The organism is Thiorhodovibrio winogradskyi, assembly GCF_036208045.1.
Classification (GTDB): domain Bacteria; phylum Pseudomonadota; class Gammaproteobacteria; order Chromatiales; family Chromatiaceae; genus Thiorhodovibrio; species Thiorhodovibrio winogradskyi.
Genome location: NZ_CP121472.1, coordinates 3,255,760 through 3,272,973, shown reverse-complemented (window position 1 = coordinate 3,272,973; position 17,214 = coordinate 3,255,760). Strand labels below are relative to the sequence as shown.

Sequence of the window (17,214 nt, the reverse complement as noted above, 5' to 3'; positions counted from 1 at the left end):
CTATTGGGTCAATATGCGCAGTTCCAGCGTCTGGTCTAACGAAATCAGGCGCAGCGGAATATCGTACGCGCCGTTGAAGGTAGCCCGCTGCTCGTCGAGGTGTTTGACGAGAAGATCATAAATGTCATTGGATGTCTCAACGATTTCATCAAATTGGCCAAACCAGTCTTTAATGCGCTGAATGGGAGCGTAGGCGTGGGGAATAGCAAGCGGATTGGTGATGATTTTTTGATACAACAGTTCGCGAATGATTAATGGGCCACCAACACGCAAAGTTCTAATCAGTGGTGGAGCTTCGATGCCGCCTCCTTGAAAATGCGGATTCGCTTTGGGGGTCAATAGTTGATCGAGCGTAAAATCCTGATTGAATCGGTCAATCGAAAGGAACAGATCAACATAATCATCCATCCAACGGCGGAAGCGATAAAGTCTTGGAAAGTAAGCAATCCACTGGCTCCATTGCTCGTCGTCATGCTGCCCATCGGCGTATTGTTCGATCACATCCATCCACTGATCGGGACAGAGTTTCGGATCCTTGTTAGCAAATATTTGCCACCAATTTTTATGTTGGCAATGTTCAATAAAGCCGCGATGCTGAATTTCATGTGTACGACCCATGCTTTGAAACGCACCAAGTGCGAGCAAGGTCAGCCAAAAGTCCCGGTCAATCTTTCTGCTACCGTCATCGACTGAAAAATTCAGCTTGCCTAATGGGTAGAGTTTTTCACGGTGTTGTTGTTCGTGGCTTTTGCCCTCTTTATCCCACCAGTCGAAGATACGGTGCAGTGCTTCCTTCAACGAAAGTGAATGCGTTGGCGGTGGAAGGAGCGTCTCAGGGGATTCGGTTCCAAGATCATCTATTTCCGTGTCAGTTGCCAGCAGTCGTTTAAGCTTTGTGATTTCCGCTGCCTCAAAGGCATTTAGCAGGTCTGTTTGTTGTAAAACATGCTCCAACCAACGCTGACCGCGTACTTCATCGGCTACGTCTCCGCCAAGTTTGCCATCCACAATGTAGCGCAGCGCAGCGCGCTTTTCTGTCTCTGTCTGTGCCGACAGAATCCATTGTGCTAATTCGTTGGTATCCGCTTTCAAGAATCCGCGTGCCAGAAAGAAAAATGCGAGCCCTTGCCGATCTGCCATACCTGTCCAGTACTCCGGATGAAGTCGCCGGCTGTCAGGGGCTAAATCGTAGCGGAGCGGTTCGTCAGAATCTTTGTTTGCGCCAACGCCGGCAAGCAGATCGGTTGCGGGTTGCCACTTATTATTGAGGGTGCGGAACTTCAGCTTTTCTAATAACGGTTGTACCTTCCCCTTTGGATCTTGCCACTCCCGGTCTTCCTCGGTCAGTTCATGAATGGCTCCAAGCGCCTGAACATCAGGTGGCGCAAGTCTTAACCCTTCAGGCAAGGCAAGGAGAGCGGACAGACCAAGGGGGATCGGATCGGCCATGTGACCGGATTGGTGTCCTGCTTTGAGAATTTTTCCGATCTCTTCACTAACAATTTGTTGCCGGGGGTATTTGCGCGCAAAAGACTCCCAGTTTGCTAAAACGGCCACAATGCGCTCGTCGCACAGTTTTTTCGACAGTCGAAATCGCGCGTCGGCGCGGTCAATCATGGCTTGGAGATCGCCAGGCAGACCATTCGGGATGGCTTTGGAGTTGGCGCTCAGTCGATGCAAAAGAGCTAAGGCTAACTCGCGCAAGACTTGATGCGTGCTTGCATCGGTTTGCTCCAGGCAGGACTGGGTCAGGCATTGCCAGAATCTGAGCCAAAAATCATGTGCCGCCTGGTTTGGATCCAAGCCAAGGATTTTGCGGAAATCCGGCCAGTTCGCCTGGGATGCCATGAGTAACGCAGTTAGTGCGTCTCCAACCTCGGCGCCAAGCTGCTGCGCAAGCCCAATGTTCTTTTGACGATTGATGGCAAGATTGACTCGCCCGGTATCGAGATCGAAAGCGGCGGAACAGGCAAAACCGAAACCTGTTGGTTCGCACAGCGGCGCGGTGACCCAGATATTTGGCGTATTGTTTGGTAGTGGACGCCAGCCGCCGGGACCTATCGCAAGGAGGACTGCACCATATCGAGTGCGTATGCAAATGGCGTTGGTCTCCGCTCCCCATGATTTGTCACGAAGGCGCAGTTTGCCGAACTCAATAGCTGGGACAGTTGGCAGCGGCGACTCTGGTTCCCAGCAAAATCTTTGTGAGGAAACATTGCGGACGAGAGAAATCTCTCGGATGGCAATTGCGAAAACGCTCAGGAGACCGGCGAGACGTTCAAAGCGGTCAAGAATTTGTGGCTGAATGTTTGGATCGACAGCGGGTAGCTCGATCAGGGTGCCACTCAGTCTGGAGTTTGGCAGCGCGTAATGATCCAGCACTTTTCGGAGATTGTGCAAATCATCGCGTGGTTGAGGGAGGATGCCGGAGACGATATTCAGCGCCAAACGACCGCTCAGTAGGCGCGGTTGGTCGCAAGCGAGAAACACGCTTTTGAAACCAAGCCCGAACTGCCCCGTCACCTGCTCAGCAAGTGGTTTATCGGACGCTGACAAGACCAGCATTTTTTGCAGGTCAAGCCCAAAACCACGGTCGGCACTTGGAAAACCCGCAGGGCCACGGGCGTTGACAGGCCGCCCCCAGTGCATGAAACGAATGGAATCCTGGTGGATATCGATGACAAAACGGCGCGCATCCTGGGGAATGTCACGATCTCCGTGAGGAAAGGCTTCCAATTCGCCAAGTTCGCTCGCGGCATCGTCGGCATTCTGAAAAAGCTCAAAGGGAATACTGCTTTTCTGGTATTGCAATTGATCCAGCTTTTCCCGATAGGCGGACAGAATCGCTTGGCCGACGGTCTCGTTGTTCTGAATCAAGTCAGCGAGTTGTTCAGGTTTAGCGTGATGCGATGTTGATGAGTGAGCCGTTGGTTGATTGTGCAAGCTGGCTTCAACCTGTCGACTTTCTGCTTCTTGCACACGATTAAGCGCCTTTTTCAATTCTTCGTTTTTAATTGGAAGCTGGCGAAGGTAAAACGCAAGATGACTCAGGATATGCTGTCGCGCCGCTCCAATCTCCAATTGCTGCACATTATCGAGATCACGCCACAGCTTGCTGAAATCAGGTTGTTTTTGTTTGTAAAGACCGGCGTAGAGCTTTTCAGCGGTCGCGCGCAGTAATTCGCAGCCTTGCGCCGGGGCGAGTCGTTGCAAATCGATGCGTCGCAGGGCAATTTCGACGGCATATCCACCTTTCCAGAGGAAAGGACCGGCAAGCAAAGTGCGCGGTTCGGTTTCGAGCGGAACCTGTATTGGCGAACCAAGCAGATTCAGGGCGGAAATCTGTTGGTCACCGACGACACGCACCCCAGCTCTGATCAGATCAAGCGCGGTTGCGGCAGTTTGGTTACCCATCCACCGAACGCGCTCCGCTGTACGGCCGGGATCGATCCAATTCAGTTGACCGAGGAACCACTGATAACTGTGTGGGCGAAGATATTGTTCCGCGAGCGGCCTAACTGATGATCCAAGCAAGGCTAGAATAGCGCCGGTCATTCCTGACGGAAATCCGGCTTGATCAAAGGCGCGGAAATAGTCCGCCAGGATGCTTGGCGCGGCCTCAAGCATCGACCGAAAATCAGCGGATAAACTGGATGTTGCTGCCTGATCCGTTTGCTCAGGGTGGCGATCGCAACGGCAGATCAGACCCGCTAGTTGGTCAGCCTGGCGTTGATCAAGTTGCCAGGCAGAATCGATGCCATGCGCACCAGCACACAGCTTGGCAGGAGATTGCCAGCGACAATCACATGCGGCCAATTTGAGTGCGGGAAGGTAGGTGGTCTTGAAGTTTGAACAAGCGGCCAACCAGCCCAGATAGAGATCAAATGACTTTTTGCGGGGAGTCCAGTTCGATGTGGTCTGACTGAGCCAGGCCAGAACTGCCGCAAGTCGTTCGGGTGATAGAGGTTTGGCGAGACCATCCCGCAACGCATTCCAGGCGGCGTTGGCGCCAATCCTTGACTGCGCTTGGAGTTTCGCCAGCAGTGAGAACGCAGGAAGCTCCGAACATCCAGCGAGCAAATCAAGCTGTTCTGACTCGGGTGCGTGCGGCCAGGCACCGATCCGATAATCGTTCAGATCGCTAAGCAACAGCCCTAGTCTTTCCACGCCGCTGTCTTCGGATGAACAGAGCGCCTGGACGGTTCTTGTCCAAGCCGGATGCTTGGTGACCAGGTTTGCCAGCCTTTCCGGTACTGTGTAGATCGATTGACCGGTTCTTTTCTGGTGCTCGGCGGTGAGTCGCCATAGGTCATCTGATAGCCCAAATGCGGACAAATCGATGACATCCTCGGGTTTGACGGAACCAGCCTCTTGCGTGGGCAGCCAGGCTCTGTGTTCCCGAAGTTGCCAGCGCAGATCGGGGTGGTCTGCAAGATTGATCGCCATGAGCGCATCGAGAATTGTTTGGCAGTAGATAGCGGAGTCCTCCGCATCAAGCGCCAGTTCGATGCGAGCCACGTCATCAAGTGGCTTGAGCCATTCTTTCTGTTGATTGGCGATCTCACGGTTGTTGGACCGGGCAATCAGGGTCGCCCGGCTGATCAGGGTATCGCTGGGAACCGTTGAGCGCAGTGCGAGAAACACCAGGGGCTTTTCAGCGCTGACTGGTTGCCCTAACAGGTCAGTATGCAGCGGCAAGCGACGCCAGAGATCATCGTCTGCAAGCGCTGCGAGAATGCACTCGCGTTCTCCTAATGAAAAACAACCAGGATCGGTGATACGATGAGGCGCTTGTTTCAGTAAACCGAGTAGGGTTCTGGGGTCAATCACCTCAATACCGGCTTGCTGGTACCGGTTCGTCGCCAAGGTACCAGCAAGACCGGCATCAATTTGGCTCCACGCCACATCCTCATGTAGCTGAGACCAAAGCTTCAACCATGCTGAATGTTCGCCTGATTTGGGAACCCAAAGTGTCGCTTGGTCGTCCTCCCGGTGCGCAGAGGATCCGTGTAACAGATAACGCAGACCACGACGAGCCATTAGGTTCGTCCCAGGATCGTTCGCTTTTTGGAGCAGTGCGCAGCGTTCATTGAAGCCGGCAAGCAATCCTGGAGAGCGACCCACGGCGATTAAAATTGCAACTGGATCATCGGCGCGTGGCAGTGACTGATAATCGGGAAAGAGTTGCCTGAACAAATCTGCTCGTACCAGGCGGATGGTCGTTTCTGGCAGGGTTCGAGCAAGCAAGGGTGTAAAACCCAGTTGTTCGCTCTGGATACCTTGGGCGAACCCAAACAAATGCCCATTCTCCCTTGCCTGTTGAATATCGGCGGTTGCGGCAGGGGCGTCTTTTCCGGTCACTGGATCCCGGAGCGCAATGATGCGCAACGCTGGATGCGCGCGCAGAAATTGACCGCGTTCTTTAGGATCGCAGGGAAGGAGACCTTGAGCGGCTGACAGAAGGGGAACAAAAGCGGATCCTTCGGCCATGCGGATTTCTTGATCGAGCTGGTCAAACCAGGCGCGCAGCGTTTTTTCATCCGCCTGCGCATTGGCATCCTTGGTTTCCAGCTCCTTTGGTATCAGCAGAATGTCGCTGGATGATCTCCAGAGCCTGCGCAAAGTCGATTCTGGAAGAAAAGCAGTCAAATCAAAACGCCGCAGGCTGGTGATTCGCCGCAACAATCGTCGAGCCTTCTCGGCGAATTGTTGGCGATTGGCGCGATCCGTTGCAGCCATCGCGTCGCGCAAGCAGCGGATCAACTGAGTTTCGACTCGCTCTGTCTGAACAAAAGCGCTGGCAGTATCAGCCAGAAAATTCTCCAGGTAATCCATGCTTGAAACATCGCTAAACAGTCCATTGACTTCGGCGAGAAGTTCACACAGCTCCGCTTCCTGCCAAGTATGATGACGGTCAGAAAGAATTGGCGCGTTGCTGTCGTAAAGAAGAACATCCATCTCCGCCAAGCGTGGAAAGACTAACCAGGGTCTTGCTAGTTCGGATTTGCTCACCGGCATTGGACGCAGCCGCTGGCGATCATCCCCTGACACGCACCGCCAGTGTGAGCCATCTTGAGTGAGCACGAACACCCAAGAATCCCGCGCGCAGATGTGTTGCTTGAACAGCTTGAACCAGTCACAGGTGCCAATGGCTTGAGTGAGTTGGCTGATGTGATGGTGGTCAAGCGCGAGTTCCTGAACATGGTGCTCCAGTGCAGGCAAGATTGCTGGAGCGACCACATCCTGCGCCAACCGTTGATTCCAAGCCAATCGCAGGCTGGCTCCATCGCGCAGGTTGGATTCAGGTGGTTCGTGGAGGCGCTGCTGGCCAAAAATCTCGCGACGCCCAGCGTCAATAAAAAACTCCCCGTGCAATAAAACCACGATACCGGCATCTGAACTGAGCAAGAGTTCACCGTCGGCCAGGGGTAGCACTACCGCCCAATGCAGTTTTCCTGCACGGATGCGTTGGCGATGAGTACAAAAAATGACTGCCGCCTCGGGGCGCTGATGATCAGGCTTGGTTTGCAAATGCCCATATTTGTCCCGGTAACGCACCTTCGGCCATGCCTCGCAGGCTTTCAGTTGCTGTGGCCAAGCGGCTGATGTGCCATGGGTCACTCCGGTAAACTCTAGCCAGGCGGTGTTGGTTTCGTCCACCACTTGACCAAGGGTGGTCGCGCGATTGTCAACTTGGGTAAGCGTTTGATTTGACGCCAACTCGCCGAGCAGGCGCGCCTTGGCTTGTACTTGCAGCCTGATGGGATTGTCCTGGTCGCGATACTGGATGGTCTCCAGATGTCGCAGCAGCGGCAGCAGCTCCGCCAAATCCGCACCCAGGTTGGCATCGGTCAGAAACTCGAGAGCCTGTTGTGGATCATCACCGGGAAAATGCTCCACGATGGCGCCTGTGGTTGTTCCATTGTCGCGCCGCAAATGAGCGCGACGGCGCAGAGGAATCCACAGCAAAAACCAATGTTGGCTGTTTGATCCGGCGACATCCCAGCCGAGCGTTTCCAGCCACTGCCAGTCGCCATCGTTGCGACCGTCCCACTCGGGGTGCAGGTTGCCGTCGGCATTCTTCCACGGATTAAGCGCTTCACGATGCTGTTCGTGCCCATCCCAGGCAAGGTAAAAGAAAGCTTCGCACAGATGGAATACGCTTTTCATGCCGAGACCGAACTTGCCCGTGGTCTGGGCGTCACCAGCCTTGGTGTCGATGCCAAAGGCGCGCAAGTTGGGTTTGTCCGTGGCGGCGAATTGGCCGTCATTGAAAAACCATAGTGCCGCGCCTTGCAGTAGCGGATGGTCAGCCTGTGGGAAGCCCCGATGCTGGCCAAAGATTAAGCGGCGAGCGCGGGCGTCGTCGGCGTTTTGGATCAACTCCTTGAGGATCGGAAAGCCGGTCAGGTAGTGGTCTTGCAGGTTGATCGTGATCAGGTTGACTGTATCGGGATTAAAGGCTTGTGTATCCAAGAGAAATACCTTGATGCTGCAAGTCAATGCGGTGCGAAATAGCTGTTGGGTATCACGATATATTCGCTTTAGTGTAGCTCAACACGGTGTTATGTGGTGCTTATTCTGGTAAATCTTGTGGATGCTTGCCGCACAGCGAGCAGCGACGGCGCACGGGTGACGGGGCCAGTCAGCTGGGGCTGGTCGGCTCGGGCCAGCTGGCATAATCAGCCGCTCTAGCTGCCCGCTGGCAAAGGCTGCAACGACGGGGTTGGTGGCGAAGATTTGAAGAAGCTCCGTCAGAGACTGCTTGGCGATGGAGCCCAGCCAGTTCGCTCCTGACGCATACATGCAGGAGCGCAGGCCGCCATCGGGGGCGATGTGGAGGAAGCTAGGGCGGTAGATGCCGCGTCCGCCGCAGGGTGTTCGCGCGATCAGTGTGTTTAGCGGTTCTTGCGGTTCTCGTTGAGCTGTTTCCATGCAAGTGCGCGCTGCACCTAAATCGACCATGTCCATGGAGACAATTTCACCGAGAAAGGGCGGTCGGAGAATGTGTTGCTCGAGGTCTTTGGTCAGTGCCGCGTCTTCCGCTGCCGTGGCGGCGGTGATGGCGATTTGGTAAGGCAGTTGGCGTTGTTCGCAGGCGTCGATGAGCTGGCAAACCCGCTGTTTGAGTATGGGATACTGCGTGAAGCGTCGATCCCAACTGATCGCGAGCATGGCAACGCCAGAGTCCTTCAGCCAGTCAACGACGGCTTGCGTGTTGCTGAATGTCCGTTCGCCGATCTGGAATGGGCGCCCATGAACCCACCAGCCACTGGTGTTGATCCGCACTGGTACCCCGAGCTCCTTGGTGACCTGAAGAAACTGGGACAGCGGGCTGCCAGGGACGAAAATTTCCCCACCGGTGAAGTTAATACCGGTTGAGGTCAGACCCAGATCGACCGCCTCATGAATGGTCTGGACGATCATCTCTGGCGCAGCCCAGCCGGTTTTGCCCGCGCGCCGCAGGTCGGCTTGCAGGCAATGGTGGCAGGCGAGCGGGCAGTCGTAAGTCAACTCGAAATTGATCCCTTCGACAAATCTCAAGCTGGGCCGCCGCAGTCGGTCAGCTAACTGAACCATTCTTGAGTCCATCCACCACCGCACTAAACTGCCCAATCAGCCCACGCACCTGCTCGGCGTCCAGTCCCAGCCGACCGGGCTCGATGTGCACTTCCAGCCCCGGGCGCAGAGTTACCCGACTCCAGACCTCCACGCTTCCGGGCGCCGGCTGAAAAGGCAGTGGCTCGGCGTCGCCGCGCAGTAGTCGCCCGATGCGCTCCAGCGACACGCCGGCGTCGGCCCACTGGCGGATCAGCAGTAGTTGCTCCAGGTGGCGGCGGGTGTAGTAAGCACCGCGCTTGGCGCCCTCGGGCGGGTCGAGCAGGCCTTTTTGGGTGTAGAAGCGCACGGTGCGCCGGGCCACGCCGCTCAGGCCACACAGCTCTTCGATCGAAAAGCTGGGCTCGGCTGCTTTGGGGCGCTCGGTCGGGTCAGTCATCGTCCCTCTCCGGCGCGCACCATCCTTTTATCCAGGTGTCGAGTTGGGTGCGTTGTTTGTCGGTTAATTCGCGTTGGTAGTGGAAGCGCAGCCGGCGTGTAGCCTCGCGCGCGATGACCAGGTCGGGCTGATACTGCAAGAACAGATGCAGCACGGCGGCGACGAGTGCCTCTTCCGAGGTGCCGGAGTCCACCCAGCGCTGAAGCATGACAATCAGCATATCCATCACGCCGGCACCGGCCAGCTCATCGAGCGTCGGGAGGGGCTGCTGGGGATCGCCCAGGCGGTTTTGTTCGGCGAGTAGCCAGGCGCGCAGCGACTGGTGCTGGGCGCTGGCCTCCTCTCTTGCGGCGAGGTCGGCTTCTGCGGCACTGGGGCGAGGGCTCGTGCGAGGTTGATAAAAGCGCACTTCAGATGCCGCTGAGAAGGCCGGTGAGGATATGGGCGCGGGCGGTGGCGGGTCGGCTTCGTAACACATTTCGGCACAGCTCATCTCGATGTCGACGGTTCCCAGGCCACCCCAACCCGCCGCCAGCATGTGCTCGACCTGGCGCAATTCGGGCAGTCCTGCCGCTTTGACTTCGGCGACATCGCGCAGGATGAAATGGGTGTGCACGCTGACCAGTTGATGCTGCAAGGCCAGGGCTTTGGCTTGCGCCTCGGGCAGCGTCTCAAGGCGCTTGGCCGCCGCCAGGCGGGGCAGCACATCCGCCGGCAGAAAGCTCGGCAGGGGTTGCAGGGCCAGGCGCTGGCTGGTCTGCTGACCATCTTCGCGCTGATAGACCAAAGTCAGTTCGCCCTCCGGCACGGCGGCGAATCCGGCCAGCCGATGCAGGGTGTCGCCGGCAAAGACGCCGCTCGCCGGCTCCGGCCAGTTCCATTGGGGTGGCTGCGGCCAATGGAGCCTCAGTTCCGCACGCGGGGCGCGCAGGCGCTCGAAGTGGCGCAGGATGCGCTCGGCCATGGCCTCATTGGGATGCACCAGCAGGCAAGCGCCTTTGGTCGCCTCAGCCAGACCGCGCACCAGATCCTCGGCCACCGCCGCACCAACGCCGACGGTGAACAGCCGATGCACGGAGCGACGGGCCGCGTCAATCAGGGTGTCCGCGCCCCAGACCTCGCCGTCGGTGATCAGCAGAATATCGAGCGGCTTGCCGGGCGCGCCTTCGCCATGCTGAAAGGCCAGCGTCAGCGCCCGACCCAGTTCGGTGCCGCCGAGATCGGCATCCAGTCGCTGGAGCCGCTCCTTAAGCGCGTGGCGCGTGCTGGCATCAGCCGGTTGCAAGGCAGAAAACAGCGCATCTGGCGCTGAGCCGAAGGCAATCAGATTGATGCGGTCGCTCGGCAGCAGGCGCTCAATGATGGTCTGCAAGGCCTGGCGGGTCTGCGCCATGCTGGTGCCAGCCATGGAGCCGGAGCAATCAACCACCAGCACCAGATCACGCGGCGTCGGTTCGCAGGGCTTAGGCAGCTCGGGCTGACCACTGAGCCACACCACCGCGCCCTCACCGTCCGGTGCGACCAGGGCGGTGGGGCGCCTGGCCGTACCCGCCGGGTCGGCATGGATGGCCAGCACCAGATCGCGATCCATGGGCGCGGTCTCACTGGCGAGCATGACCCGCTGGAGGTCGCCGTCGCGCTGCACGCAAATGGCATGGGATGGCGACTTCACCCGTGCCGTGGCCAGCACCCCGCCGAGACCCAGGCTCAGACTGAAGCGATGCTCCGCCGCGAGCGACACGCCCGGCACCTGATGCGCCGCCAGCCCGGCGCGCACCGGATCGCCATAGCGCGGCGCGAGCGTGGTCGGCAGCAGCAGCCGCAGGCAGGCTTGATCCCAGACCCCGAGCATGGCGTAGCGATACTCCAGCTCAGCACCTTCGCCGGCTTGCAACTGCCCGACGTTGACGGTGTAGCGACCGGGGCCGGCGCTTTGCAACAGGATGGCGCGATCACCACTGGCGATGGCGTCTTCGTACTCATCTTCCGCATCGCGCTTGGCGAGAATCTGGCCCGCCAGCTCGCGACCATTCAGCCGGACCTTCACCCCCAACAGCACGGCATCGAGCGGCACCGGGAAGGTGAAGACCGCCTCAATCGCGACGGCTTCTTGATTGACGAAGGTCTGGCTGATGCGCAACTCGCCGAGCAGACCCGAGAACTGGCCGCGCAGGGCGGTGGCGGTGAGCACGGGTGTGGGTAACGAGGCCGTCTGATCCATTCTGAGTCTCCGCTGCTGTAGCGCCAGGCACGCGGCGACCCTCGTCGCGCATCCGTGGTGGTTGCGCAGAGTATAGATCAGTTTTAAAGAACATCAAGGCTGTCTTAAAAAGGGAGGAACTGGTTCTGGCGCCTGGGGGCGCGGCACTTTTGGCAATGGTCTGCGACGCACCTCCGAGTCCTTCGGCGCCCATCTGGAGCAGGCCTTCCCCCGCGCTTCTGATAAGGTGGTCTTTGCCGTGACGGACTTGTCGCCGCAGCACGCGACTTTGGGAGCGTTTCGGGATGTTTTCACTGCCGAAGTTTGATCAAGGTTCGCGGCACAGGGCGAACCGGATCACAGGCATGCTCGCCCAGCCAGCGCGAAGCGACTTAAGATGGCAAGCATTCCGCCTTTCCTCAGAAACCCTCGCTAAGATCGCGGGATTTTGCAACAAATGGGCTTTTCCACTGAGCCAGTGGATAACCTTGTGAACAACTCGCCCCGCTGGCGCCTAACCTGCTGACTTAGCGCGCTTCGTTTTCGATTGGTCAGATTTTTGTCATCTTGTAATCGATTGTTTTTTGGTTAATTTAATACCCGCGCAACCATGTTGCAAGTGGTTGAAATTGCGATCATGCATCAGGCCGTGTGTCGCGCGAAATTTGTTGACAAGGCGCAATTTGGTTGTCAAGCCCCAATGCGCGAATCGTTCGCACGTCGGCCCTAGGGGGGCTGAGCAGCTGATCATGATGGGTTACTCGCTGTTCGGTGCGCCCTGTTCTGCCCAATTCACTGTGTTCACACTGTCTTAAAGACCCCTTGCACCAATGAGCAAGTCACGCTTAGGCTGACGGATGATGTCCTCACCAACAGGCAGCAAGCACTCTGGCCGGTCGAAACGCAGGTTGCCGACGGCCTTGTCCACCGGGTAGCGGATGATCTGGTCTCCTGGACAGGGCTTGAGTAGCGCCAGCAGCTCGGCCTTGTCCTGATTGCCTCGATCAAGCCAGGATTCCCACTGCTGCGGGGCGAGGATCACCGGCATGCGGTCATGGATGTCAGCAACCACCGGGTTCGCCTCGGTCACGATGATGGTGGCGCTTTGGACGATCTCACTGGATACCGGATCGATCCACTCTTCTCACAGCCCAGCAAAGGTCATTGGCTGTTCATCCCGGCGGCGAAAGGCAAAGGGCTTTTTGCCGTTGGGGGTGGTCTGCCATTCATAGAAGGCATCGGCCGGGATTAAGCAGCGCCGATGTTTGAACGCCGCGCGGAAGGACGGCTTTTCCGCCACCGTCTCGGCACGGGCGTTGAAGGTCTTGTAGCCGAGTTTGCGGTCCTTGGCCCAGCTGGGAACCAGGCCCCAATGGAAAGATGCCAGTTCCCGCTGAATGTCGGCTCTGGATCGACAGGCGAGCATCCGACTGCCTGGAGCAATGTTGTAGCGCGCCGGCGGTGTTCCAATCGGCGGTTGCGCCTCCAGCCAGTTCGCCGTGGCCTGCACATCGAAGCATTGGGCAAAGCGTCCGCACATCAGCTTTTCCTCAAACCGACGCTTCGATCAACCGCTGCCGCAAGCGCGTCAGCCGCTGCCCGCCGATCTGGCGCACCGCCATGCCCAAGGCTTTGGGCTGCGCGATCAGCACCACCAGGCGCTTGCCGCGTGTCACCCCGGTATAGAGCAGATTGCGTTGCAACAGCATGTAGTGCTGAGTCGCCAAGGGGATCACCACCGCCGGATACTCGGAGCCCTGCGCCTTATGCACGCTGGTGGCATAGGCCAGCGCCAGCTCGTCGAGTTCGCCAAATTCGTAGACCACTTCCCGCCCATCGAAGGCGATACGCACCTCGCTGTTTTCGGTGTCGATGGCGCGAATTCGGCCAAAATCCCCGTTAAAGACCTCCTTGTCATAGTTGTTGACGTTCTGGATCACCTTATCCCCCGGGGCGAAGATCCAGCCGAAGCGCTCGATGCGCGGCTGGGATTGGGGATTGAGTTGTTGCTGCAGCAAGACATTCAACGCCCGCGCGCCCAAACCGCCTCGGTTCATGGGCGTGAGTACCTGGACATCGGCGATCGGATCGAGCCCGAAGCGCGCCGGGATGCGCTCACAGAGGGTCTTGATCAGCCGTTCCTGGATCTGCTCCGGTGTGTCGCTGCGGATCAAAAACCAGTCGCCGTCCGGCGGCTGTGGCTCGGAAGTGTGGGGCAAGAGTCCGGCATTGATCCGATGGGCATTGACGATGATCTGGGAGGTCCGAGCCTGGCGGAAGATCTCCGTCAGCCGGACCGTCGGCAAGACACCGGAGCCAATGGCATCGGCCAGCACCGCGCCCGGGCCGACCGAGGGCAATTGGTCGACATCTCCGACCAGGAGCACGGCGGCTGAGTCTGGTAAAGCACTCAGGAGCTTGTGCATCAGACTGACATCGACCATGGAGGTCTCGTCGCAGACCAATAAGTCGGTCTCCAGCGGATTCTCGGCGTTGTGCTTGAAGTCCTGCGTCTTGGGATCGAACTCCAGCACGCGATGAATGGTCTTGGCCTCCTGACCGGTCGATTCGGACAACCGCTTGGCCGCGCGTCCGGTCGGGGCGCACAGGGTAGCCTTCACGCCCTTGGCGCGCAGAATGCGCAGGATGGAATTGACCACCGTTGTTTTGCCCACCCCGGGACCGCCGGTCAGCAGGGTGCATTTGCCGGTGACGGCCTGGCTGACGGCTTGTTTTTGCGAGTCGGCCATGAGGTGGACCCCATGTCAAGGACAGTTTTCCCCCGAATTTAAGTTAGCGCGCCCAGTTCAGTCGCAGCGGATTGGCGCTGCCCCAGTTCTTCGCCAGCGGAGTCGTCGGCGGAGCGTAGCGGAGCCGACGACTCCGCTGGCGGGTGATCGCCAAAGTGATCAGCAACCACGACACCACCTCCTTTGCCGCTCACATGCACATCGTCCGGCGTTCGGTAGCCAAGCCCCTGGTGAGGGCGTTCACCGTTGTAGAAGGGGAAATACGCCGAGAGGCCCATGAACAGCTCTGAGAGCGTCTCATAGCCCTTGGGGTAAATGTCCTCCCATTTGACGCTGCGCCACAGACGCTCGACGAAGACGTTGTCCAGGGCTCTGCCGCGCCCATCCATGCTGATGGCCACCTCGGCGTCACGCAACACCTGGGTGAAGGCGAGGCTGGTAAACTGCGCGCCCTGGTCGGTGTTGAAGATCTCCGGGCGGCCATGGTGGCGCAGCGCATCCTCCAAGCAATCGATGCAAAAGCCCGTGTCCATTGTGTTCGACAATCTCCAAGAAAGGACTCGTCGTGAGTACCAGTCGATGATGGCCACCAGGTAGGCAAATCCATGCGCGAGTCGCACATAGGTGATGTCACTGCTCCAGACGTGGTTGGGCCGTACAATGGCCAGCCCACGCAACAAGTAGGGGTAGATTTTGTGCTCAGGATGCGGCTTGCTTGTATGAGGCCCAGGCAACATGCCGGCTAAACCTAAAACGCCCATGAGACGCTGAACGCGTTTGCGACTGACCGCATAGCCTTGTGCGCGCAGCATCACAACCATGCGTCGACTCCCATAAAATGGTCTCTTGGTGTATTCCGCATCAATCAGCCGCAACAACTTTTGATCCAGTTCGCTCGGCTCGGCAATACGATCATGGCGGTGTGCATACACTCCAGAGCGATGTACGCCAAGCAGCGCACATTGGCGACTGACCGCTAACCCGCCATCATCAAGGCCGCCCATGTCGATCCACCCGCGACGCACGCTCACAGGCTCACCCCGGACTTTTTTTTCAGCCAGTCCAGCTCCATTTTCAACCGCCCGATCTCGCTGTAGAGTCGCTCTTCGTCGCCACTGTCGTCCACTTTCTTGCGCCCGCGCCGGCCTTCGAACAGCTTGCCGGCGTCCGCCACGATGGCTTTCTTCCACTGGCCTACTTGGACCGGATGAACCCCGTGATCCTGCGCAATCTCGTTAGTCGTCTTCACTCCGCGTACCGCTTCCAAGCCTACTTTGGCCTTGAAAGCGGCACTGAAGGTCTTGCGTTGTCTCTCACTCATCTGCTCTCTCCAAGTCTTTACAAGTCTCTTCAGATGAGGCAAAACTAACTTAATTTAGTGTCCTAAAATTGGGGTCCACTATACCAAGCGCAGTCCGGTTTGGGCTTCCACCCAGGGTAAGGCGCGTTCGGTATCAATGCTCCCCCAGGGCGGCGAGCCCGCGCGCAGGCGGATCAAGGACTCGGCCACACCGGCTTCGGCGCGATGAAGGGCGGGGAGAAAGACCAGCACGCGCTCCTCAATCCTTTCCGCCACCAACTGCCCGGCGGCCAATTCCAGATCAATGGCGTCTTCAATGCCAGCAGACTCAATCTCCAGCAGCTTGACCGAGCGTTCTGCCAGCGCTTCGCGCCAAGCGGCACAATGGCCGTCGCTGGCGATTTCCTGCAGGACATGGCGCACGCCGGCGCGGGCGCGCAAGGGCGAGTCGCGCGGAATGCCCAACCGTTCGGCCAGTTGATCGGCGGTTTTGAAGCCGATGCCGCGAATGTCCAGCGCCAGCCGATAGGGATTGCCGCGTACCCGCTCGATGGCGGCTTCACCATAGGTCTTGAAGATGCGCACCGCCCGCGCGGTTCCGACGCCATGGGATTGCAGAAAAACCATGATCTCGCGGATGATCTTCTGCTCACCCCAGGCGCGGGTGACCCGTTCCTGGCGCTTCTTGCCGATGCCGGGCAGCTCGCGCAGACGATCCGGGGATTGCTCGATAATGTCGAACACTTGTTCGCCGAAGGCATCGACCAGGCGCTTGGCGAAATGCGGGCCGATGCCCTTGACCATCCCGGAACCGAGGTAGCGCTCGATGCCTTCGCGGGTGCCAGGTGGGACAACGCGCAGTTCGTTGGCCTTGAACTGCCGCCCATGGCGGGCATCAATCGTCCATTGCCCGCGCGCGTCGATGTGCTCGCCGGGGGTGACTTGAGCGGCATTGCCGACGACGGTGATCAGTTCGCGTTCGCCACGGACCTTAACCCGCAAGACGCAAAAGCCGCTCTCGGGGCTATGGAAGGTGACGCGCTCGACCGGACCGGCGAGGGTCTCATGCGGAGAACCGCTGTAATAGTTTGGAGAGACCGAGTCGGGCATGGGCGGATTGTCGCAGAAGCCGATTGGCTGCAGATCAGCAGACCTTACATGGCCCTACCGCCTGATCTCCTCAGTCCATCACGCCGCAGCCGGGGTGCAAGGCCGAGCTCACGTGCATCAAGCTGCGAGGCGCATCACACCAGTGACAATGCCGAGGATTTCGAGCTCGTCATGACGCAGGAAGATCGGCGCCATGTCGGGATGGGCCGGTTGCAGGCGGATGCCATCGGTTTCGATGTAGAAGCGCTTCAGGGTGACCTGATCGCCATTGATCTTGGCGACCACGGTTTCACCGTTGTCAGCGGTTTGGCGCTGCTCGACGATAATGATGTCCCCGTCCTGGATATGATCATCGATCATCGAATGCCCGCGCACCCGCAAGGCATAGCTGGCCTTGCGCGCCATGTGCGAGGGGACCTGGACGCTCTCGCGGTCTTCGATGGCTTCGATCGGCAGGCCTGCGGCGATGGTGCCGAGCAGCGGCAGGCTGACGCCGGCTTCCAGTTCCAGATCGATGGGCTCGAAGTCTGAACCCCAGGCTGGGGCTGTGCGGCGGTGGGGAATCAGGTAGGCGAGTTGGGCCATGCGCGTTAGTGTCTTTCAATCAGCTGCAGCGATGTCTGATCTCAGCTTAGCCGAGAAGACATGGCTTGGCTGAAAAAGATTGCTGCTCAGGCGGTCAAGTATAACGGCAGGTGGAATATCTTCGATAGACAGAAAGGTGCCGGATTTCCGGTCGCTTTCGTTGTCGCGTTTAAGTGCAATTTATCCAACACTGTCTCCATGGTTCCCGTGGGACGCCGTGATCTTTGTCTTCAGCGCCAATAAGCCAATTTGTCCGGCTCTCGCGGGTGGG

Annotated in this window: 5 protein-coding genes and 4 pseudogenes; all 9 read right to left on the bottom strand. The window is 58.4% G+C overall.

Features of this window, described 5'->3' with window-relative positions; genetic code table 11:
• A complete protein-coding gene (locus Thiowin_RS14755) occupies window positions 1-7,476 on the bottom strand; it encodes a sacsin N-terminal ATP-binding-like domain-containing protein (protein ID WP_328983760.1) in 7,476 nt (2,491 codons plus the stop codon).
• Window positions 7,477-7,554: 78 nt separating this feature from the next.
• On the bottom strand, window positions 7,555-8,544 hold the full coding sequence (locus Thiowin_RS14750) for a radical SAM protein (RefSeq protein WP_328983759.1): 990 nt from the start codon (window positions 8,542-8,544) through the stop codon (window positions 7,555-7,557).
• 19 nt (window positions 8,545-8,563) lie between these two features.
• Window positions 8,564-8,998, bottom strand: coding sequence for a MerR family transcriptional regulator (locus Thiowin_RS14745; protein WP_328983758.1), 435 nt, complete (start codon window positions 8,996-8,998; stop codon window positions 8,564-8,566).
• Window positions 8,991-11,219, bottom strand: a complete 2,229-nt coding sequence (locus Thiowin_RS14740) for a VIT and vWA domain-containing protein (RefSeq protein ID WP_328983757.1) — start codon at window positions 11,217-11,219, stop codon at window positions 8,991-8,993. Before Thiowin_RS14740 ends, Thiowin_RS14745 begins: the two co-directional genes overlap by 8 nt.
• A gap of 790 nt (window positions 11,220-12,009) precedes the next feature.
• Window positions 12,010-12,738 (bottom strand): annotated as a pseudogene (locus Thiowin_RS14735) (SOS response-associated peptidase).
• A gap of 10 nt (window positions 12,739-12,748) precedes the next feature.
• Window positions 12,749-13,948: pseudogene (gene recD2 / locus Thiowin_RS14730) on the bottom strand (SF1B family DNA helicase RecD2); the annotation flags it as partial.
• A gap of 149 nt (window positions 13,949-14,097) precedes the next feature.
• Window positions 14,098-15,269, bottom strand: a pseudogene (locus Thiowin_RS14725) (IS3 family transposase); the annotation flags it as partial.
• Window positions 15,270-15,353: 84 nt separating this feature from the next.
• Window positions 15,354-16,358 (bottom strand): annotated as a pseudogene (locus tag Thiowin_RS14720) (helix-hairpin-helix domain-containing protein); the annotation flags it as partial.
• A 117-nt stretch (window positions 16,359-16,475) separates the two neighbouring features.
• A complete protein-coding gene (lexA, locus tag Thiowin_RS14715; protein ID WP_328983756.1) occupies window positions 16,476-16,943 on the bottom strand; it encodes a transcriptional repressor LexA in 468 nt (155 codons plus the stop codon).
• Window positions 16,944-17,214 lie beyond the last annotated feature (271 nt).